Below are 20,335 nucleotides of genomic sequence, written 5' to 3'. Positions count from 1 at the left end.
TTTCCATCGCGACCAGCCTACCGCAGAGCCTCAGGCGTCTTCCGCGCGGTAGCGCGCCCGCAGCTCCTCCTCGTGCTCCTTCTTCGGGAGGCCGAACCAGACGATCAGCCCGCCGAGCACGATCGCGACGGCGCCGATGAGATACGCCCCCCATGCCCCGGCGAGCAGGCTCTCCCGCGCCGCCGCGAGGATGTCCGCGGAGAGGTCCGGATGCTGTTCGGCGACGTGGGCCGCGGAGGCGAAGGACGACTGCAGCGCCTTGGTGACCTCGGTGCTGACGTGTCCCGCTTCGCTGCTGCCGTCGATGAGCTCGAGGAACCGGGCCGAGAAACCGGCGGCGAGGATGGCCCCGAGCAGTGCCTGCATGATGGATCCGCCGAGGTCGTTCTGCAGGTCCGAGGTCGCCGACGCCATTCCGACCCGGCGCACAGGAGTGCTCCCGGTCAGCGACCGCGACGACGCGGTCATCACGAACGATGCGCCCGCACCGACGGCGAGGAATCCGACGCCGATGAGGACGTAGGGGGTCCCCTCGCGCCAGAGCAGCATCGTGGCGAAGGCCACGAACACGAGCGCGTAGCCCGTCAGCATCGTCGGGCGGGTCCCCGACCTCGTGACGACGCGCGCCGAGATCGGCGCCATGATGATCAGTCCGACCGCGGCGGGGATGACGGCCACTCCGGCGAGGAGCGGCGTGTAGCCGAGGATGTTCTGCATGAACTGCTCACCGACGAACATCGCGCCGATGAGCGCGCCGAACGCGATGGTCCCGGCGACGGCCGGCACCCAGAAGAGGCGGCGGCGCGCGACGCCGAGGTCGTAGAGGGGCGCGCGCGCCGTGCGCTGCCGCAGGGCGAATCCGGCGAGGACCACCGCTCCCGCGACCAGCAGCACGATCCCGGTCGCCGTCGCGTCCGGCGCGAAGACGATTCCGATCCCCAGCACGAACGCCGCGATGCCGACCGTGGAGAGTATCCCGCCGAGGTGATCCACCGGCTCGCTCGACTCGTCGACGTGCGAGGGCACGAAGAGCCACACCAGCACCACGCCGATGACCGCGACAGGCACGCTGAGCAGGAAGACGCCGTTCCAGGTCGCGACGGTCAGGATCACGCCGGCGACGATCGATCCCGCCACGCTCGCCATGCCGCTCACGCCCGACCACAGCGCGATCGCGCCGGTGCGCGCCGTGCCCTCCCGCCAGAGGGCCGTGATGAGGGAGAGCGTGGTCGGATACGCCATGCCCGCCGCGAGCCCGGTCGCCACCCGGGCGACGATCAGGAACTCCACCGAGGGGGCGAGTGCCGACATCAGGCTCGCGACGATGGTGAGCACGAGCCCGAGCATGAGCAGCTGCTTGCGCCCGTAGCGATCGGCCACGGCTCCGAAGTAGAGGACCGACATGGCCAGCCCGAGACCCGCACCGAGGCCGACGAGGTTGAGCTGGGTCTGCGAGGCGTCGAAGCTCGCGCCGATCGCGGGAAGCGCGACCGTCGCAGCCGCGATGTTGATGTTGCAGACGACCGCGGCGACGAGCAGCGCGGTGAGCACGAGGCCGGCACGGGGCGGACGATCGACAGCGGAGGCGTCGGTCGCGGGGAGGGGGCTGGTCATGGGGCTCCTTGGCTTATCTTCCACATGAAAGGTAGCGGATGTCGTGGCCGCCACGCCACCACCCGTCGGCGTCCGCGGGCGACCGTCCGGAACGGATGCAAGGATGAAGGACGCAGGGGAAGAGGGACGGATGAAGCGACGACTGACGGTCGAGGCGCGGCGCGCCGAGATCATCGAGATCACGCGGCGACGGATCGCGGAGGAAGGCGCCGCCGGCCTCAGCCTGCGCGAGGTGGCGCGCTGGTGCGACATGTCCGCACCAGGGCTCACGCACCACTTCCCCACCCTTCGCGACCTGATGGACGAAGTCCTCGCACGGCGCGACGCAGAGGACCTCCGCGGGATCCAGGCGCTCGCCCGCGCCGACGACCACCACCTCACCCTCCGGCGTCTCGCCGATGCCTCGGTGCAGTACTACGTCGAGCGCCCCGAGGAGACCCGGCATTTCGACACCCTGGAGGCGGAGGCGATGTCGCCCGCACATCCGGCGCACGCCTACTTCGCCGCGATCGACTCGCACACCAGGGGGCTCGGACTCACCCTCGCCCGCGAGGAGTACGAGGACCCGGAGACCGTCATCGCCGTGCTCAAGGTGGTCGTGGACGGACTGCGCAAGCGCTGGGTGCTCCTGCCCGAGAACGCCGATCTCTGGGGCGACTGGGTGCGCATCCGCGACACCGTCTTCGCCGGCTTCACGCCACTGCCCGACAAGGCGTCCGAAACGCCCTAGTCACGTTCGCCCCCGCCGATCTCCTGCTATCTTACAAGCGTAAGATATGAGTCCCGAGCAGGAGGAGCCCCTGTGCCCGTCGCCCTGATCCCGCAGCCGACCTCACTCCGCACCGGCGGACCACGCGGACACGAGGTGCGCCCCGGCGCCGCACTCACCGTGCCGTCCTCGCTCCGCGCCGCGGCATCCGCGCTCCTCCACGACCTCGTCCGCGACGGCGGCCCCGCCCTGCACCTCGACGACGGCGGCGCGATCGAGGCGATCGTGGATCCTGCTCGCGCCCGCGAGGAACCGGCGGCGGGTCTGCGACTCGGCGCCGAGGGCGCCGACGAGGGGTACCGGCTCACGGTGCGCCCGGAAGGGATCAGGATCCTCGCCGCCACCGACGTCGGCGCGTTCCGCGGTCTCACCACGGTGCGACAGCTCCTGGCGCTCGCGTCCCCGGGAGCCGACGGATCGATCCTGCTCGAGGCGGTGGAGATCGAGGACCGGCCTCGCTTCGCCTGGCGGTCGCTCCTGCTCGATGTCGCGCGGCACTACTACTCCGTTGCGGAGGTCTGCGAGGTGATCGACCTCCTCGCGCTCTACAAGTTCAACGCGATGCAACTCCACCTGGTCGACAACGAGGCGTGGCGGATCGAGATCGACGGCCACCCCGAGCTCACGGCAGCGACTCCCGAGCGATACACCCGCGACGATCTCGCCGCGATCGTCGCGCACGCCGCGCTGCGGCACATCCAAGTCATCCCCGACATCGACCTTCCTGGGCACTGCGCCGCCTTCATCCGCGCGCGCCCCGACCTGGGTGTGCTGGTGCACACCGGCGAGCGCGACGTCGCGTACGCCGATCCGGACGTCGACGGCCTCTGGGACCTTCTGCGCGAGATCTATCGGCAGCTTCTGGACATCACCGGAAGCCCGGTGATCCACATCGGCGGCGATGAGGCGTTCCGCATGCCCGACGACCTGTACGGAGTCTTCGTCCGCCGCGCACTGCAGCTCGTGCGGGACCTCGGTGCGCGCCCGATCGCGTTCCAGGAGGGATCGCGTGCCGGATTCGGCCCCGACGACGTCGCGCAGGTATGGATCGACTTCGCCGGCCCAGGAGGCGATCTCGACAAGCTCGAGGCGCTCGCCGCCGCAGGGCAGCCCCTCCCTGCGGGGATGCCGGCTCGGATCCTGCCCTTCTACCGCACGGCCGCAGGCGATCTGGCGCGGGCGCAGGAGCAGGGCGCCGGTATCCTCGTATCCCCCACGCGGGTCGCCTATTTCGACACCCCGCATGCCGAGCCCTCGCTCGACGATGCGCAGACCGTGCGCCGCCCCCATCTCGGTCTCGACGTGTACTCGCCCCGCACCCTGCGCGAGTTCTATGAATGGGATCCGGCGACGGCTTTCGCAGGACTGCGACCGGAACGCATCGCCGGCGTCGAGGCGACCATGTGGGCGGACACGATCACCGACACGGAGGAGATGCAGCTGCTGCTGACCACCCGGCTCCCCGGCTTCGCGGAACGCGCCTGGTCGCCGGCCGAGGAGGGCGTCTGGGACGAGTATCGCGATCGCCTGTCCCTGCACCCGCGCATCTGGAGCGCCCGCGGCATCGGCTTCTACCGCTCCGCACTCGTGGACTGGAGCTAGGCTTCGCTGAGCCTCCGGGCGGATCTCCGCGCCGAAGTGCTTTACGCCAACGTTATGGTCGCCGTGCTTGGCTTTGCAGGAGCCGACCGGCGCGAACTTTGGAGGAGCGGTGCGTGTATTGATCGTCGAAGACGAGCCGTTTCTCGCCGACGCGATCCAAACCGGGCTGCGCCGGGAGGGCATCGCGGCCGATGTCGTGCACGACGGCGACGCCGCTCTGGAGTACGTCACGATCAACGACTACGACGTCATCGTCCTCGACCGGGACATCCCGGGTGTGCATGGCGACCAGGTGTGCGGGCGCATCGTGGCCGAGCATCCTCAGGTGCGCGTGCTGATGCTGACCGCAGCGCGGACCCTCGACGACAAGGTCACGGGGTTCGAGCTGGGCGCTGACGACTACGTGGCGAAGCCGTTCGACTTCCCCGAGCTCGTTGCACGATTGCGAGCCCTCGAGCGCCGCAATCAGCCGGCCGCACCCCCGACCCTTGCCGACGGCGGAGTGCGACTCGATTCGTTCCGGCGCGAGGTGACGAGGAACGGCAGGCGCGTGAGGCTGAGCCGGAAGGAGTTCGCCGTGCTGGAGCTGCTCATGCGGGCGGACGGCGGGGTGCTCAGCGCCGAACGGCTGCTCGAGAAGGCGTGGGACATGAATGCCGACCCGTTCACCAACACGATCAGGGTGACCATCTCGACGCTTCGCAAGAAGCTGGGCGAACCGTGGATGATCCAGACCGTGCCGGGCTGCGGCTACCGGTTCGATGGCTCTCGTGGCTGACCGGTCCGTGTCGCGGAGCGTGCCTCTGTGGCGGCCGCGGATGACGATCCGTGCCCGGCTGACCCTCACGTACGCGACTCTCCTGACGGCGAGCGGCGCGGTGATGCTCGGAACGATCTACGTCTTCATGCGCTACGTGCCGACGTATGCGATCCTGCCCGCGGACACGCTGGAAGCCTCGGACCCGTCCTCTCCGCCACTCAACGCGGCCCCGGCGACGCCACTGCCCACCGGCGTCGACTCCACTGCCGCGCTTGAGCTCACGAGCGCCTCCGACATCCTGAACACCCTGCTCACCATCTCGATCCTGGCCCTCGTGGTGCTCGCCGTGATCGGCGCGGTCCTCGGCTGGGTGATCGCAGGACGGGTGCTGCGTCCGCTCACCGAGATCAACTCCGCCGCGAAGCTCGCGGCGACGGGAGCGCTCGATCACCGCATCGGAATGCGGGGGCCAGGCGACGAGGTGCACGACCTCGCCGACACCTTCGACGACATGCTGGAGAAGCTCGACGGAGCGTTCCAGTCCCACCGCAGGTTCGCGGCTAACGCCTCCCATGAGCTGCGCACCCCGCTCGCGACCAACCAGACGATGCTGGAAGTCGCGCTGGCCGATCCCGACCTCGACACGGAGTCGCTTCGGAGGGTTGCCGAACGGGTCTATCAGACGAACAGGCGCAACATCGAGACCGTCGATTCGCTGCTCACCCTCGCCGAGATCGGTGCAAGGGGAACTCGGAACGAGAAGATCGACCTCGCGCGGATCGCGGCGGACGTGCTGCAGGACCTCCGTGAGGAGATCGCCTCCTCCGGCGTGCGGGTGGAGACGGATCTCGAACCGGCGGAAGCCCTGGGAGATCCGGTGCTCCTGCATCGGGCGGTGGCGAACCTGGTCCAGAACGCCCTCCGTCACAACATCGAGGACGGCACGCTCCGGCTGACAACGGGCCATCGCTCGAACGGCGCGCAGGTGCAGGTCGCCAATACGGGTCCCGTCGTGACGACGAGCACCGTCGCTTCGCTCACCGAACCGTTCGTGCGCGGCACGGGCCGCACGGGCGGACATCGGCACCACGGGCTCGGACTGGCGATCGTCGCCAGCGTCGCCGAGGTCCACAGCGCCGGACTCGCCATCGTCGCGAACCCGCGGGGCGGGCTCACCGTGACCTTCACCCTTATCCCGCCCGCGACGTCAGCAAAACCTAAAGAAGCGCCTTAACGCGGTCACAACGGGCAGTTCGCTGAACTGGTTCCAGAAGAGCAACGCCAACGGGAGTTGCTCCGAAAGGAGAGACCATGTTCCTCACGAAGAGGTCGCGTGTCGCGCTGGCCGCCCTGGCTGCTGTGCCCCTGACGATCGCCATCCTGTCGGGCTGCAGCGCCGGAGGCGGCGGCCAGCCGAGCAGCGACGGAGCCGAGAGGCCCTCAGCCGAAGCCCAGAGCTTCGACGACTGGCAACTCGCGTTCGCCCGGTGCATGCGCGGCGAGGGTCTCGATTTCCCAGATCCCAGCAAGGGCGGTCTCGGCGTCACGATCGATCAATCGAACGCCGCCGCCTTCGACAAGGCGAGCACCAAATGCCGGGAGAAGCTCGGCAATCCTCCCGCCGCCCCCGGCGACGAAGGCAAGACGGACGAGCAGCTGCAGGAGGAGGCGCTGAAGAGCGCGAAGTGCTTCCGCGAGAACGGCATCGACATGCCGGACCCGAAGAACGGAAGCACGGCGGCCATGCCGATGGACGTCCCCCCGGAGGTGCTCAAGAAGTGTCTGCCTGGCGCGGGCGACGCCGACAGTGGAAGCGCGCGACCCAATGGCTGAGACGACCTCAGCGGCCGAAGCCGCAGAGCACGATTCGGCGCCCGCACCGGGAACCCAGGTCGACCTCGCACGCAGAAAGCGGCGACGTCGGCGGGCGATCGCCGGTGCTGCCGCCGGAGTGGTTGTTCTCCTCGGCGCCGGCGCCGGGGCCTATGCCTTCGGCGCGACGCCTTCCTCTCCGCCGCCCGTCAAGAAGACCCTGCACGTCGAATCAGCGCCGATCGAGCGGGGCACGCTCACCGGAACGACGAAGTCGACCGGCACGCTCGCCTACGCGGGCGCCCGAGACATCGTGAGCGGGGTCGGCGGAGTCATCACCTCGCTGCCGGCCCCCGGCACGCAGATCGCCCTCGGCCAGGCGCTCTTCGCCGTCGACAATGTCCCCGTGTTCCTGTTCCACGGCGATCTCCCGGCGTGGCGGGCCTTCGAGGAGGGGATGTCGAACGGTCCGGATGTCGCACAGCTCGAGCGCAGCCTTGCCGCACTCGGCTATTTCTCCCGCGAACCGGATGAGGAGTTCACCGCGCGCACCGCCGAGGCCATCCGGGCCTGGCAGAAGGCCACCGGTCAGGAGAAGACCGGCGTCATCGACCTCGGCCGCGTCGCGTTCTCCGCCGGCGATGTCCGGGTCGCCGCCGCGAAAGCGACGGTCGGCGCGCAGCTCGGCCCTGGCTCACCTGTGCTCGGGGTCACAGCGCTCGACAAGAAGGTGGATGTCGATCTCAAACTGGCCGACCAGCAGCTCGCGACGGTCGGCGGCAAGGTCACCATCGATCTACCCTCGGGCAAGTCCACAGACGGCACGGTCGCCTCGGTGGGTGTACCGACCGAGAAGGAGAGCGGCGCAGGCAAGACGGTGGTGATCCCGGTGGTGGTCGCCCTCTCCGACCCGTCTTCGGTCGGCCCCCTGCAGCAGGCGAGCGTGACCGTGAACTTCCCGTCGGAGGCCCGCGAGAACGTGCTCTCCGTCCCCGTCGGAGCGCTCCAGGCGCTCGACGGGAACCGTTTCGGAGTGGAGATCGTCGATCCCCGGTCCGGCAAGACCACACGCGTCCCTGTGACGACCGGCCTGTTCGCCGGAGGGCGCGTCGAGATCACCGGACCGGGGATCGACGAAGGACAGAAAGTCGTGGTGCCAGGATCATGAGCGACATCATCGTGCTCCGTGACGTCGAGCGCGGCTACGGCGAACCCCCCGCCCTCGCCTGCGCCGGAGTGAACCTGACCATCCGCGAGGGCGAATTCGTCGCGATCGTCGGCCCGAGCGGCTCCGGCAAGTCGACCCTGCTCAACCTGATCGGCACGCTCGACAGGCCCACCGCCGGCACGGCACTCATCGAAGGCGTGGATGTGAGGAGCCTCTCGGATCGTGCCCTCTCGGCGCTGCGCGCCCATCGAATCGGTTTCATCTTCCAGCAATTCCACCTGGCGGAGGGCGTGACCGCTCTGGACAATGTCGCGGACGGGCTGCTCTATGCGGGAATCCCGCGGCCTGAGCGACGGGAGCGTGCGCGCGCTGTGCTCGACCGCGTGGGGCTCGGCCATCGGCATGGCCATCGTTCGCACCAGCTCTCCGGCGGAGAGCGGCAGCGCGTCGCCATCGCCAGGGCGATGATCGGCGAACCGCCACTGCTGCTGGCCGACGAACCGACCGGCAACCTCGACTCGATGGCCGGGGCGAGGATCATCGAGCTGCTGCACGAGATCAATGCCCGGGGAACCACCGTCGTGGTCATCACCCACGACGCGGAGCTGGCGGAGCGACTGCCTCGACGGATCGCGATCCGCGATGGCCGCGTGCTCTCCGATTCGGCGAGCAGGTCGATCGCATGAGCATCACAACGGCACCGGCGGACGCCGCCACGACCACGGCCGCGAACCCCTCAGCGCCCCCACCGCGTTCCCGCTCGCGACTGCTCGCGAGGGACGCCGTGCGCCTGGGCACCGTGGGCCTTCGCACCCGGCCTGCTCGCGCGATCCTGTCGGCGCTGGGCATCGCCATCGGGATCGCCGCGATGATCGCCGTCGTCGGCATCTCCGCATCGAGCCAGGCGAAGCTCAACGCCCAGTTGGCGAGCCTCGGCACCAACCTGCTGACCGCCCAGGCGGGGAAGAGCGTCTTCGGTCAGGATACGAAGCTCCCTCCGGACACGATCGCGAAGGTCGGGATGCTCGACGGCGTCGAGAGCGCCAGCGGCTACGGCGACCTGTCCGTGAGCGTCTATCGCAGCCATCTGACGGATCCGTCCGAGACCGGCGGAATCACAGTGCGGGCGGCCGACCTGCGGCTGCCAGGCACCACAGGAGCGAGACTCGCGGCCGGATCATGGCTGAACGCCGCCACCGCGAACTTCCCGGCCGTGGTGCTGGGCGCGAAGGCGGCCGAAAGACTGGGAGTGGCCTCCCCCGGAGCGCAGGTGTGGCTCGGCGGCCGGTACTTCACCGTGGTCGGCATTCTCGAGGCCGTCCCTCTCGCGCCCGAACTGGACACGTCCGCCCTGATCGGCATGCCGATCGCCCACGCGCAGTTCGGCTACGACGGAAGCCCGACCATGGTCTACGAACGATCATCGGACGCGGCCGTGGAGTCGGTGCGCACCCGTCTCGGTCGTACCGTCAGCCCGCAGGCACCCGACCAGGTCACCGTGTCCCGTCCCTCCGATGCCCTCGCCGCGAAGAACGCCGCGGACCAGGCGTTCACCGGTCTTCTCGTCGGGCTCGGCTCCGTCGCGCTGCTCGTCGGCGGCATCGGAGTGGCGAACACGATGATCATCTCCGTGCTGGAACGCCGCCGCGAGATCGGCCTGCGACGCGCGCTCGGCGCGACTCGGGGCCACATCCGCACGCAGTTCCTCTCCGAGGCGCTGCTGCTCTCGGCACTGGGCGGAGTCCTCGGCGCCGCCCTCGGTGTGGCGGTGACCGCAGGCTTCGCCCTGCTCAGAGGATGGCCAGTCGCCATCCCACCCGTCACCCTCGCCATCGCGATCGGGGCCACGCTCCTCATCGGCGCCGTCGCAGGCCTCTATCCCGCAGTCCGAGCCGCCCGCACCGACCCGACCACCGCGCTGGGCGGGTGAAGTCCCCCGTTCCGCGCCGCTGTCCGAACCGCCGCGTAGGGTCGGACCATGTCAGCGATCACGACGAAGGCAGCGACGCTCACGGAGTGGGAGGACGTGCAGCGCACGCTCACCGGAGGCGGCGACGGCGCCTCGTGCCAGTGCGTATGGCCGGTGCTGCGCAACAAGGACTGGAACGCCACGACGAAGGATCAGCGGGTCGGGATCCTCCGGGACGAGATCGCGACCGGTCCCCCGCCGGGCATCGTCGCGTACCGGGACGGGGAGGCCGCGGGCTGGATCCGGATCGGCCCGCGCCCGGGACAAGCCAGGCTCGCGTACACCCGAGCGATCGTGGCCGCCACGCAGCTACCGCTCGAGGACGACGCCGTGTGGGCGGTGACGTGCTTCTCCGTGCGACGCGATCATCGCGGGCAGGGGTTGAACGCCGCCCTCCTCGCGGCCGCCGTCGACTACGCCCGCGAAGCCGGCGCCCGCGTCGTCGAGGGCTACCCCGTCGACACGGCTGCGGTGAAGGTGTCGCCGAACGAGCTGTTCCATGGAGCACTGTCGACCTTCCTCGCCGCGGGGTTCTCGGTCGTCGGCGAGCTGCGGTCAGGACGCCCCCTGGTCAGCCTCGACCTCGCGGGATAGCGGTGACCGCCGATGCCACGGCGAGCCGCGCGTCCTCTCGCTCCTACGATGGAGGGATGCAGAGCCGCACCCGACTTCGCGCCCTGTGGCCGTTCGCGCCGTACATCGTCGTCGCCCTGGTCCATGTGATCGCGCTCGCTGTCCGGAGCCCGCTCGCGGTTCCGACGAAGGCGCTGCTGATGCCCCTGCTCGCGATCCCCGTGGTGCTCGCCTGGAAGAGTCTGGCGCCACGGGGCGCTGCTGTGCTCCTGGCGGTCGCGCTGCTCTTCTCCTGGCTCGGCGACGAGGCGGGGCTGTTCTTCCCGTTCGCGCCGGAGCTGCCGCTCATGCTGGGCTTCTTCGCCCTCGCGCACGTCGCCTACATCCTGCTGTTCCTCCGCCATCTGCGCGTGCGCCGGCTGCCACTGTGGACCGTCGTCTACGTGCTGTGGTGGCTGTTCATGATCGCCGTGCTCGGGCCGCACACCGGTTCCCTGTTCGCGGCGGTCGCCGCGTACGGCATTGTGCTCGCCGGGACGGCCGCGACCTCGGTGCGCTGCCGCGCGACGATCGCCTGGGGTGGCGTCTTCTTCCTCTCGAGCGACTCGATCCTGGCTTTCCGCCTGTTCCTTCCCGACGCGATGCCCGACTGGACGAGCCCCGCCGTCATGGCCACGTACACGATCGGGCAAGGGCTGATCGTCGCCGGCGCGCTCCTGGCCCTGCGCCGCGGCGAGAACGGCCCGGCACCGGCCGACGCTCGCGCCGATGCCGTCGACCGAGGCACGGAGTCGCTCGCATGAACACGGATCCCTGGGCCAGTGGTCCCGTCCGCATCGACAGCTGGCTCTGGGCCGTGCGGGTGTTCAAGACCCGCTCCGCCGCGACGACCGCGTGCCGCGCCGGCCACGTGCGGCTCAACGGCGATCGGGTCAAGGCCGCGCAGACCGTGAAGATCGGCGACGAGCTGCGGATCAGGATCAGCGGATTCGATCGGATCCTGATCGTCCGCCAGACCCTGGTCAAGCGCGTCGGTGCTCCCCTCGCGGCCGTCGCCGCCGAGGATCGCACGCCACCGCGGGATCCGATGGCCGCCGCCGGTCTGCGGGACCGCGGAGCAGGTCGTCCGACCAAGCGCGAACGCCGCGACATCGACCGGCTGCGCGGGCGCGATCAGGGCGGGGACCACAGCGACCGGTGATCGAGAATTCGCCTGTGATCAGGGGGAAAAGTTTTCCACACCCCCTCCTGTGATCGAAGCTCTGTTCTATACTGGGAGCATGACCGATGCCCCGCTCCCTCCCGTCGCAGCTCGCGGCGCGCTGCTGGATGCGTGGGTGGCGAAGCGGGCCGAGATCGCACGGCTCGAGGGCGAGGCGTCCGAACTGCTGGCCGCTCGGGAGGAGCTCTTCGACGCGGACGTCCGCGCCGATCCCCAGCACCGCGACATGATCCGCCGGTCGATGATCGCGGAGTACTCGGCCGCCGGGCACATCTCCAAGACCGCCGCCGAGCTCGGCTTCAACGATGCGGCCGCTCTGAGCGAGTTCTTCCCCGCGCTGCGTCGTGCCCTGCGGCAGGGTGACATCACGGCCCAGCACGTCCGCGTGCTGGTCGCCGCGGCCGCTCCCGTTCGCGAGGCGGTGCTCAACGGCCACCTCGACGCCGAGACGCTCACGGTGTATGAAACCGCCGCCCTCACCATCGCCGAGCATGAGACACCGGCGCGCACGCGGCCGCACGCTCGGCAGATCGCGGCCGCGCTCGCCGGGGATAGCATCCGGGAGCGCCACGCCAGGGCGGCGTCCGAGCGTCAGATCACGATCCGCCCCCTCGACGACGGGCTGGCACTGCTGACGGCCGTGCTGCCAGAGGTCTACGCCGTGGCGATCATGGATCGCCTCCGCAGTCTCGCCACGGCCGTCGCCGCCACGGTCGCGCCCGACGCCCGGCCCGAGTTCGTCGCAGCGGACGGCCGGACTCGTCGCGAGATCGAGGCCGACACCTTCATCGACCTGCTGCTCGCCGCGACGCCCTCCGAAGTGCTCGGCACCGGCCTGGATCGGATCACCGCGACGGTACAGGTGACCATCGCCGGCAGCACCCTCGCCGGGGAGGACGATCGGCTCGCCGAGCTCGACGGACACGGTCCGCTGCATCCCGACATCGCCCGCGATCTCGCCCGTCGCGCCAGCGGATGGAACCGGCTGTTCCTGGATGACGCCGGAATGGTCACGAAGGTCGACCGCTACACGCCGACCACCGCGATGAAGCGGTTCCTGAGGGCGAGGGACCAGCGCTGCCGCTTCCCGGGATGCCACACGCCCGCCCGCCGCTGCGACATCGATCACAACGAGGACTACGCCCTGGGCGGGCTCACCGAGATCACCAACCTCAGCGACTTCTGTCCAGGGCATCACGCGCTCAAGCATCCCGATATCGATGCGGGTCATCGCTGGACCGCACATCAGCTCTCCGATGGAACGCTGCGCTGGACGAGTCCGATCGGTCGCGCCTACGACGACCGTGCGCCACGACGCGTCATGTTCGTCTGAGCCCTGCCGGTACTACTCCTCGGGCAGCTGATCGAGCAGCCAGCGCACGGGCTGCACCTCGGCCGGACCGCCGTCACCCGTCAGCGCCTCGATCCGCGCGGTCAGGCCGCGGTCGCTCGTGACGACGAACACCCGGTCGCCCGCCGCCACGCGCTCGCCCGCGACGTCGACGATCGCGTCGTCGCCCTCCGCGGGGGCACGCACGATCTCGACCGCGCACGCCACGTCGGCGCTGTCGGCGGGGTCGGCGACCTCTCGCGCCGCGCCTTCGGCGACGAGCACCACCCGCGGGTGCCAGCGCGTCGAATCCAGCGCGACCCGCTCCGCCGAAACTCCGCGCCGAGCCCACGCGTCCAATCGGTCGCGAAGGCGCGCGGTCGCTCCCGCGCGGTCCTTCCACCAGCCGTCCGGCACGGATCCGACCACGTTCGCGGCGTCCACAACGACCACCGGCCGCACGTCCAGCAGCGCCCGCAGCTCGGGCCACGCCTCGGCGAAGCCGGGGTGCAGCGCGCGGTGGTCCACCTCGTCGACCGGGACCCATTGCAGCGCCAGGCTCTCCGGATCGCTGATCACGGGCTCGAACGGCGTGACCACGTCGGCGACTACGGTCGTATAGCTCCAGATCCCGAGGTCCAGCACGCTCTCGAACTGCGCTCTGACGGCACCGTCCGGCACGCCGGCCTCCTCCTGCGCCTCGCGGATCGCGCCCTCACGGGCGGACTCGCCCTCGTGCAGCGCCCCGCCGGGCAGTGCCCAGGTGCCGCCATGGTGACTCCAGGCGACCCGGTGCTGCAGCAGCACGCCGCGCTCGCGATCGTGGGCGAGCAGCCCCGCTGCGCCGTAGCGGCCCCAGTACCGCTCCCCCGTCGGCGCCACCACCCAGGCATCGCCGCTGTTCAGCGGCCCCTGGGGGCGCCGAGGTTCACCGGGTTCCGGGGGAACGATCGTCACCCCTCCACCCTTTCACACGCCGTCGACGGATGGCTCCGTGCGGCGGATCGTTGCGGCGCCGACCCTGAGGTCGGCGCCGTAACCGTCAGCGCTGCCGGCGCTCGCGCACCCGCATGTTGATCACGATCGGGGTGCCCTCGAAGGCGTACAGCTCGCGCAGGCGCCGCTGGATGAACCGGCGGTAGCCGGGGTCGAGGAAGCCGGTCGTGAACAGCACGAATGTCGGCGGACGCGTGGTCGCCTGCGTGCCGAACAGGATCCTCGGCTGCTTGCCGCCCCGCAGCGGGTGCGGGTGGGCGGCGACGAGCTCGGAGAGGAAGGCGTTGAACTTGCCGGTCGGGATCCGGCGGTCCCAGTTCTCCAGCGCCGTCTCCAGCGCCGGGACGAGCTTGTCCAGGTGCCGGCCGGTCTTCGCCGAGATGTTCACGCGCGGGGCCCAGGCGACATGCGCCAGGTCCTGCTCGATCTCCCGCTCCAGGTACCGGCGGCGGTCCTGGTTCTCCATGTCGTCGTCGAACAAGCGGTCCCACTTGTTGAACGCGAGCACGAGCGCGCGGCCCGACTCGAGCACCATGTCGATGATGTTCAGGTCCTGCACGCTGATCGGCTGGCTCACGTCGAGCACGACCACGGCCACTTCGGCCTTCTCCAGCGCCGTCGACGTGCGCAGCGACGCGTAGAAGTCCGCGCCCTGCTGCAGGTGCACGCGGCGGCGGATGCCGGCGGTGTCGACGAGGCGCCACAGCTTGCCGCCCAGCTCCACGACCTCGTCCACGGGGTCGCGAGTGGTGCCCGCGAGCTCGTTGACGACGACGCGTTCCTCCCCCGCGGCCTTGTTCAGCAGCGAGGACTTGCCCACGTTCGGCCGGCCCAGGATCGCGACGCGGCGGGGTCCGCCGATCTCGCCCTTGGCGACGGCGGAGACCTCGGGCAGCTTCTCCATGATCGCGTCGAGGAGGTCTGCGACACCGCGTCCGTGGATCGCGGACACCGGGTACGGCTCGCCGAGGCCCAGGTTCCACAGCGCGGCGGCCTCCGGCTCCTGCCGGGCGTCGTCGATCTTGTTCGCGACGAGGAAGACCGGCTTGCCGCTCTTGCGCAGCAGCCTGACGACGTGCTCGTCGGTCGAGGTGGCTCCGACCATCGCGTCGACGACGAACAGCACCACGTCGCTGAGGTCGATCGCGACCTCGGCCTGCGCGGCGACCGACCGGTCGATGCCCTTCGCGTCGGGCTCCCAGCCACCGGTGTCGACCAGCGTGAAGCGCCGGTCCATCCACTCGGCCTTGTACGTGACGCGGTCGCGCGTGACCCCGGGGGTGTCCTCCACGACGGCCTCGCGACGGCCCAGGATCCGGTTCACGAGCGCGGACTTGCCGACGTTCGGCCGTCCCACGATCGCGACGACGGGAAGGGCGGGCAGGAACTGGATCCCGTCCTCGCCCTCGACGAGGCCGGCGAGCAGCTCGGCGTCCTCATCGTCCAGGTCGTAGTCCTCGAGGCCCGCACGCAGGGTCGCGGCGCGCGACTCGACGAGCTCCTCGTCCATCGCGTCCAGCTTCTCCGCGAGGCGGTCTTCGCCGCCCTCGTATTCTTCTTCGTCAGCCATTGTCGGCTCCTCGCTGCGCTCCGGGCGCACGTCGCTCGATCACCGCGATCACGGCATCGATGGTCTCCTCGAAGTCGAGGTCGGTCGAATCCACGACCTCGACTCCTTCCGCGGCGGTGAGGAAGTCCACCACCGCGCTGTCCTTGGCGTCGCGGTGATGCAGAGCGGCGGCGACCGCCCCCGCATCCTCCGCGTCGAGCTCCGCGGCCCGGCGCGCTGCGCGCACCTCGGGAGCCGCGGTGAGCAGGATCCGCACGGGGGCGTCCGGGGCGACCACGGTCGTGATGTCGCGCCCCTCCACCACTACGGCGGGGTATTCGGCCTCTCGCGCGATCCGGCGGAACGCGTCGTTCACCTGCTCGCGCACGGCGGGCACGCGTGCCACGCCGCTCACGGCGCCCGAGACCCGCGGTTCGCGGATCGCGTCCGTCACGTCCGTCGCTCCGACGTGCACGAGACGGTCGTCGGGGTCGAGCCCCTGTGCGAACGGGAAGTCGGCGGCAGCGGCCAGCACCGCAGCCTCGTCGGCGGTGTCCTCGCCGCGGTCCAGGACGTGCCAGGCCAGCGCGCGGTACGCGGCGCCCGTGTCCAGGAAGCCGTAGCCGAGGCGTCGTGCGACGGCCTTGGACACGCTGGATTTGCCGGATCCGGCAGGGCCGTCGATCGCGACGATGAACGACTCAGTCATCGGGCATGCTCGCAATCCGCCATCCCCTGGCCTCGAGACCCTCGACCGCGCCGCGGAGGGCGGCCGGCGTCACGCTGATCTCCGCCAGGCCGAACTGCGCGCCAGGCGAGTGCTCCAGGCGCAGGTCCTCGACGTTCACCTCGAGCTCGCCGAGCTCGCCGAAGAGACGGCCGAGCTGGCCGGCGGTGTCGTCGATCATCACGACGAACGACTCGAACCGGCGGTTCTGGCCGTGCTTGCCCGGCAGCCGCTCGACGCCCTCGTTCCCGTGCCGGATCGCCTCGGCGACCGTGCGCCGGGACCCGGTGCGGTCGGGGTCGCGGAGCGCGTCGGCGACCTCGGCGAGCTCCGCCGCGAGCGCATCGAGCACCGAGACGACGGGCGCCGCATTCGCGCCGAGGATCTGCACCCACAGCTCGGGGGCGGAGGCGGCGATGCGCGTGGTGTCGCGCACGCCCTGTCCGGCGAGGCGGAGCGAGCCGTCCTCGGCGTCGGCGAGGCGGGCGGCGAGCAGGCTCGCGACGACCTGCGGAACGTGCGAGGTCAGCGCGACCGCGCGGTCGTGCTCCTCCGGAGTCATCTCCAGCGGCATCGCCTCGAGGTCGAGAGCCAGGCCTTCGACGAGCGCGAGATCCGCCGCGCGGGTCTCCTCGTCGCGGCAGACCACCCACGGTCGGCCGATGAAGATGTCGGCGCGCGCCGAGATTGCTCCCCCGCGCTCGCGACCGGCCAGCGGATGGGATCCGATGTACCGGGTCAGGTCGACGCCGCGCTCGCGGAGCACGCGCAGCGGCTCGAGCTTGACGCTCGCGACATCGGTGATCACGGCGTCCGGGAATCGCGCCAGCTCTGCCTCGATGACATCCGCCGTCACGTCCGGCGGGACGGCGACGACCACGAGCGAGGGGGCGTCGTCCTCCCGGGCGGCGCGGCCCGCGCCGTAGTCGATCGCGAGCCGCAGCTGCGCGGGCGAGGTGTCGGCGAGGGCGACGTCGACGCCCTTCGCGGTCAGGGCGTGCCCGATGCTGGCGCCGAGAAGCCCCGCGCCGACGATCCGGATGGTTCCGGACAGCCGCGCGGCACGCTCGTTCGGCGTCCTGCTCGTGTCGCTCACTCGTTCTCCTGCGCGTCTCCCCGGTCGGCCGCCGGCGCATCCGAGGCGCCCTCCGCAGGGGAATCCTGGCGCGACAGGGTCAGAAGCGCGCCGAGTTCGATTTTAGTCAGTTCGCGGGACTTCCCCGCAGGGAGCGTTCCCAGGTGCAGCGGGCCGAACTGACGCCGCACGAGTTCGGTGACCGGATGCCCGACCGCCGCCAGCATCCGGCGCACGATGCGATTGCGCCCTGAGTGCAGGGTGAGCTCGACGAGGCTGGATCCCGCGGACGAGTCCAGCAGGCGCGCCTTGTCGGCGACGATCAGCCCGTCCTCGAGCTCGATGCCCTTCGTGAGCTTCGCGATCGTCTGCGCGGTGACGACGCCCTCGACCTTGGCGATGTAGACCTTGGTCACGCCGAAGGAGGGGTGCGCGAGCACGTGGGCGAGGTCGCCATCGTTCGTGAGGATGAGCAGCCCGCTGGTCTCGGCGTCCAGGCGCCCGACGTTGTAGAGCCGCTCCTCGTAGTCCTTGGTGAAGCGGCGCAGATCCGCCCGCCCCTTCTCGTCCTTCATCGAGGAGACCACGCCGGTGGGCTTGTTCAGCATGACGTAGCGCTTGCCGGTGTCGAGCTGCACGGCCGTGCCGTCCACGTCGACCAGGTCGTTCTCCGGGTCGATCCGCCGGCCGAGTTCGGTGACGACGGATCCGTTCACGCGGATCCGTCCCTCGACGATGTACTGCTCGATCACGCGCCGCGATGCGACGCCCGCGTTCGCGAGCACCTTCTGCAGGCGCACGCCGTTCTCTGAGAAACCGGCAGGGGGTGTTTCGGTCGACATCATGCCCTTTCGCTGAATCCTTCTGAGCCGTCGTCGAGCAGCGGCGAGATCGGCGGCAGCTCGTCGAGCGAGTTGATGCCGAGGTTCTGCAGCAGCGCGTCCGTCGTGCCGTAGTTGATCGCACCGGTCTCGGAGTCCTGGAAGAGCTCGGTGATGAGCCCGCGCCCCACGAGCGTGCGCACCACGGAGTCGACGTTGACAGCGCGGATCGAGGCGACCTGGCTGCGGGTGACCGGCTGCTTGTACGCGATCACCGCGAGGGTCTCGAGCGCCGCCTGCGACAGTCGTGCCGGAGCCTGCCCGCCCACGAAGTCCGCGACGAGGTCGTCGTAGTCCTCGCGCACGTAGAGCCGCCAGCCTCCGCCGACCTCGCGCAACTCGAAGCCGCGCCGCGGGCCCTGTCCCCGGCCGTCGTACTCGTCGACGAGGGACTCGATCGCCTGCCGCACCGCAGGCACGGGGGCGCCGACGGCGGCGGCGAGGGAGACGAGGCTGTGCGGCTCGTCGATGATGAGCAGGATCGCCTCGAGCTTCTCCGTGAGCGGCTGCTCGGTGTCATCGGTCGTGGTGTCATCGGTCATAGTCGGCTCCCAACGTCGCCAGCATCTCGTCGGTCCACTGCTCGGCCGACCATCGCAGGGTCAGCTCGCCGAGCGGCTCCAGCTGCTCGAAGGAGAGCGCCGCGTGCCGGTACAGCTCCAGCACGGAGAGGAAGCGCGCCACCACGACTCCTGGCTCCAGGGCCCCTGCCACGATCTCACGGAAAGTCACGGATTCCCGGCTGCGCAGCAGCGTGACCACGATCGCGGCCTGTTCCCGGATGCTGACGAGCGGCGCGTGCAGGTGGTCGAGGCCGACCGTGGGGATCTCCTTCGGCGCGAACGCGAGCAGGGCGAGCGTGCCGAAGTCGGCCGCGCTGAGCGTCCACACCAGCTCCGGCGTGCGCGCGCGGTGCTTCTCGTCCAACCGCACCGCGCGGGCGTGACGCCGGTCCTCGTACTGCAGGCTGCGTGCGAACCAGGTCGACACCTCTTTGAACGCCCGGTACTGCAGCAGCCGCGCGAACAGCAGATCCCTGGCTTCCAGGAGCGCGACGGACTCGGCGTCCACCAGCTCCCCCTGCGGCAGGAGCCCTGCGACCTTCATGTCCAGCAGGGTCGCCGCGACGACGAGGAACTCGCTCGTCTCGTCGAGGTCCTCGTCAGGTCCGAGTTCGCGCAGGTACGCGATGAAATCGTCGGTGACCCTGCTCAACGACACCTCTGTGATGTCCATCTCGTGCTTCGAGATGAGGTTCAGCAGCAGGTCGAACGGCCCGTCGAAGTTCGACAGGGACACACGGAACCCGGATTCGGGTTCAGGGATCGGGGCGTCCTCGGGGATCGCGTCAGGCGACGGCGCCACGAGCGACCAGCTCCCGGGCCAGTCGCAGGTACGCCTGTGCGGCGGGGTGCTCCGGCGCGAACTCGGTGATCGGCACGCCCGACACCGAGGCGTCGGGGAACTTGACGGTGCGCCCGATCACGGTCTCCAGCACGTCGTCGCCGAACGCCTCGACCACGCGCTCCAGCACCTCGCGGGAATGCAGGGTCCGCGCGTCGTACATCGTCGCGAGCAGGCCGTCGAGGGTGATCGAGGGGTTGAGGCGGTCGCGCACCTTGTCGATCGTCTCGATGAGCAGCGCGACACCGCGCAGGGCGAAGAACTCGCACTCCAGCGGGATGAGCACGCCGTGCGCCGCCGTGAGGGCGTTCACCGTGAGCAGGCCCAGCGAGGGCTGGCAGTCGATGAGGATGACGTCGTACTCCCCCGCCACCTGGCGCAGCACGCGGGAGAGGATCGTCTCGCGGGCGACCTCGTTGACGAGGTGCACCTCGGCGGCCGACAGGTCGATGTTCGCGGGGATCAGATCGAGCCCCTCGACGTGCGTGTGGACGATCGCCTCATGCACGTCGCGCTTGGTGTCCAGCAGCAGGTCGTAGACCGTGGGGATCTCGTGGGTGGGGATCCCGAGGCCCGCCGAGAGCGCGCCCTGCGGGTCGAAGTCGACCGCGAGAACCTTCCGCCCGTACTCGGCGAAGGCTGCCGCGAGGTTGATCGACGTCGTGGTCTTGCCGACGCCGCCCTTCTGGTTGCAGAGGGCGATGATCCGCGCGGGACCGTGCGCCTTCAGCGGAGCAGGGATGGGGAAGCCCTGGTAGGGACGCCCGGTCGGCCCGATCGGGGTGTCGTCCTTCGTCTTCTTCGCCACGTTTCTCCTGCTCGTCGTGCTCGATCGATCATAGCCGCCGAGGAGGTTCCGGCCCCGGCCCCACACGCCGGACCGC

General features: G+C 70.2%; 21 protein-coding genes. 12 read left to right on the top strand and 9 right to left on the bottom strand.

All coding sequences use genetic code 11. The annotated features are described in order from the left end of the window. Positions 1 to 30: 30 nt before the first annotated feature. The gene (locus tag CQ044_RS04150) at positions 31 to 1,614 is read right to left on the bottom strand and encodes an MFS transporter (RefSeq protein ID WP_105687080.1); all 1,584 of its coding nucleotides are present in this window, start codon (positions 1,612 to 1,614) and stop codon (positions 31 to 33) included. A gap of 130 nt (positions 1,615 to 1,744) precedes the next feature. On the opposite strand from CQ044_RS04150, the gene CQ044_RS04145 reads away from it, so the two are divergent. The 12 genes from CQ044_RS04145 (at position 1,745) to CQ044_RS04090 (ending at position 12,822) form a co-directional block, all read left to right on the top strand. Next, on the top strand, positions 1,745 to 2,344 hold the full coding sequence (locus CQ044_RS04145; protein WP_181158176.1) for a TetR/AcrR family transcriptional regulator: 600 nt from the start codon (positions 1,745 to 1,747) through the stop codon (positions 2,342 to 2,344). A 72-nt stretch (positions 2,345 to 2,416) separates the two neighbouring features. Further along, entirely contained in the window at positions 2,417 to 3,985 is a 1,569-nt protein-coding gene (locus CQ044_RS04140) for a family 20 glycosylhydrolase (protein ID WP_105687076.1), read from the top strand. A gap of 109 nt (positions 3,986 to 4,094) precedes the next feature. Beyond that, a complete protein-coding gene (locus CQ044_RS04135; protein ID WP_105687075.1) occupies positions 4,095 to 4,763 on the top strand; it encodes a response regulator transcription factor in 669 nt (222 codons plus the stop codon). A gap of 40 nt (positions 4,764 to 4,803) precedes the next feature. After that, positions 4,804 to 5,979: a HAMP domain-containing sensor histidine kinase gene (locus CQ044_RS04130; RefSeq protein WP_181158175.1), complete on the top strand. Its 1,176-nt coding sequence runs from the start codon at positions 4,804 to 4,806 to the stop codon at positions 5,977 to 5,979. 77 nt (positions 5,980 to 6,056) lie between these two features. Then, entirely contained in the window at positions 6,057 to 6,578 is a 522-nt protein-coding gene (locus CQ044_RS04125; RefSeq protein ID WP_105687071.1) for a hypothetical protein, read from the top strand. After that, a complete protein-coding gene (locus CQ044_RS04120) occupies positions 6,571 to 7,725 on the top strand; it encodes an efflux RND transporter periplasmic adaptor subunit (RefSeq protein WP_105687070.1) in 1,155 nt (384 codons plus the stop codon). The genes CQ044_RS04125 and CQ044_RS04120 overlap by 8 nt, the downstream gene beginning before the upstream one ends. Then, on the top strand, positions 7,722 to 8,411 hold the full coding sequence (locus CQ044_RS04115; protein ID WP_105687068.1) for an ABC transporter ATP-binding protein: 690 nt from the start codon (positions 7,722 to 7,724) through the stop codon (positions 8,409 to 8,411). The genes CQ044_RS04120 and CQ044_RS04115 overlap by 4 nt, the downstream gene beginning before the upstream one ends. Next, positions 8,408 to 9,655, top strand: a complete 1,248-nt coding sequence (locus tag CQ044_RS04110) for an ABC transporter permease (RefSeq protein ID WP_105687067.1) — start codon at positions 8,408 to 8,410, stop codon at positions 9,653 to 9,655. Before CQ044_RS04115 ends, CQ044_RS04110 begins: the two co-directional genes overlap by 4 nt. A gap of 48 nt (positions 9,656 to 9,703) precedes the next feature. Beyond that, on the top strand, positions 9,704 to 10,288 hold the full coding sequence (locus tag CQ044_RS04105; RefSeq protein WP_105687065.1) for a GNAT family N-acetyltransferase: 585 nt from the start codon (positions 9,704 to 9,706) through the stop codon (positions 10,286 to 10,288). Positions 10,289 to 10,344: 56 nt separating this feature from the next. Next, complete coding sequence (locus tag CQ044_RS04100; protein ID WP_105687063.1) at positions 10,345 to 11,070, top strand: lysoplasmalogenase family protein; 726 nt, start codon at positions 10,345 to 10,347, stop codon at positions 11,068 to 11,070. Then, a complete protein-coding gene (locus tag CQ044_RS04095) occupies positions 11,067 to 11,468 on the top strand; it encodes an RNA-binding S4 domain-containing protein (RefSeq protein ID WP_105687062.1) in 402 nt (133 codons plus the stop codon). The genes CQ044_RS04100 and CQ044_RS04095 overlap by 4 nt, the downstream gene beginning before the upstream one ends. A 79-nt stretch (positions 11,469 to 11,547) precedes the next feature. Next, on the top strand, positions 11,548 to 12,822 hold the full coding sequence (locus CQ044_RS04090; RefSeq protein WP_105687060.1) for an HNH endonuclease signature motif containing protein: 1,275 nt from the start codon (positions 11,548 to 11,550) through the stop codon (positions 12,820 to 12,822). Between the two features lie 12 nt (positions 12,823 to 12,834). On the opposite strand, the gene CQ044_RS04085 is transcribed toward CQ044_RS04090, so the two are convergent. The 8 genes from CQ044_RS04085 to CQ044_RS04050 form a co-directional block, all read right to left on the bottom strand. Then, complete coding sequence (locus CQ044_RS04085) at positions 12,835 to 13,776, bottom strand: NUDIX domain-containing protein (RefSeq protein WP_105687058.1); 942 nt, start codon at positions 13,774 to 13,776, stop codon at positions 12,835 to 12,837. Between the two features lie 85 nt (positions 13,777 to 13,861). Further along, positions 13,862 to 15,385 (bottom strand): ribosome biogenesis GTPase Der, encoded by a 1,524-nt coding sequence (gene der / locus CQ044_RS04080; RefSeq protein ID WP_105687057.1) that lies wholly within the window; start codon positions 15,383 to 15,385, stop codon positions 13,862 to 13,864. After that, positions 15,378 to 16,073: a (d)CMP kinase gene (gene cmk, locus CQ044_RS04075; RefSeq protein ID WP_105687055.1), complete on the bottom strand. Its 696-nt coding sequence runs from the start codon at positions 16,071 to 16,073 to the stop codon at positions 15,378 to 15,380. Before cmk ends, der begins: the two co-directional genes overlap by 8 nt. Continuing rightward, positions 16,066 to 17,187 (bottom strand): prephenate dehydrogenase, encoded by a 1,122-nt coding sequence (locus tag CQ044_RS04070; RefSeq protein WP_045272406.1) that lies wholly within the window; start codon positions 17,185 to 17,187, stop codon positions 16,066 to 16,068. The genes cmk and CQ044_RS04070 overlap by 8 nt, the downstream gene beginning before the upstream one ends. Further along, the gene (locus CQ044_RS04065; protein WP_235281760.1) at positions 17,184 to 18,011 is read right to left on the bottom strand and encodes a pseudouridine synthase; all 828 of its coding nucleotides are present in this window, start codon (positions 18,009 to 18,011) and stop codon (positions 17,184 to 17,186) included. Before CQ044_RS04065 ends, CQ044_RS04070 begins: the two co-directional genes overlap by 4 nt. Then, positions 18,008 to 18,589 carry an SMC-Scp complex subunit ScpB gene (gene scpB, locus CQ044_RS04060; protein WP_105687053.1) on the bottom strand — a complete coding sequence of 194 codons (582 nt, stop codon included), beginning with the start codon at positions 18,587 to 18,589 and terminating at the stop codon, positions 18,008 to 18,010. Before scpB ends, CQ044_RS04065 begins: the two co-directional genes overlap by 4 nt. Next, positions 18,579 to 19,412, bottom strand: coding sequence for a ScpA family protein (locus tag CQ044_RS04055; protein ID WP_045272404.1), 834 nt, complete (start codon positions 19,410 to 19,412; stop codon positions 18,579 to 18,581). The genes scpB and CQ044_RS04055 overlap by 11 nt, the downstream gene beginning before the upstream one ends. Beyond that, on the bottom strand, positions 19,396 to 20,259 hold the full coding sequence (locus CQ044_RS04050) for a ParA family protein (protein ID WP_045272403.1): 864 nt from the start codon (positions 20,257 to 20,259) through the stop codon (positions 19,396 to 19,398). Before CQ044_RS04050 ends, CQ044_RS04055 begins: the two co-directional genes overlap by 17 nt. Between the last annotated feature and the right edge of the window lie 76 nt (positions 20,260 to 20,335).

This window comes from Microbacterium sp. MYb64 (assembly GCF_002979495.1).
Lineage (GTDB): Bacteria > Actinomycetota > Actinomycetes > Actinomycetales > Microbacteriaceae > Microbacterium > Microbacterium azadirachtae_A.
This window is presented reverse-complemented; position numbering and strand designations above follow the sequence as displayed.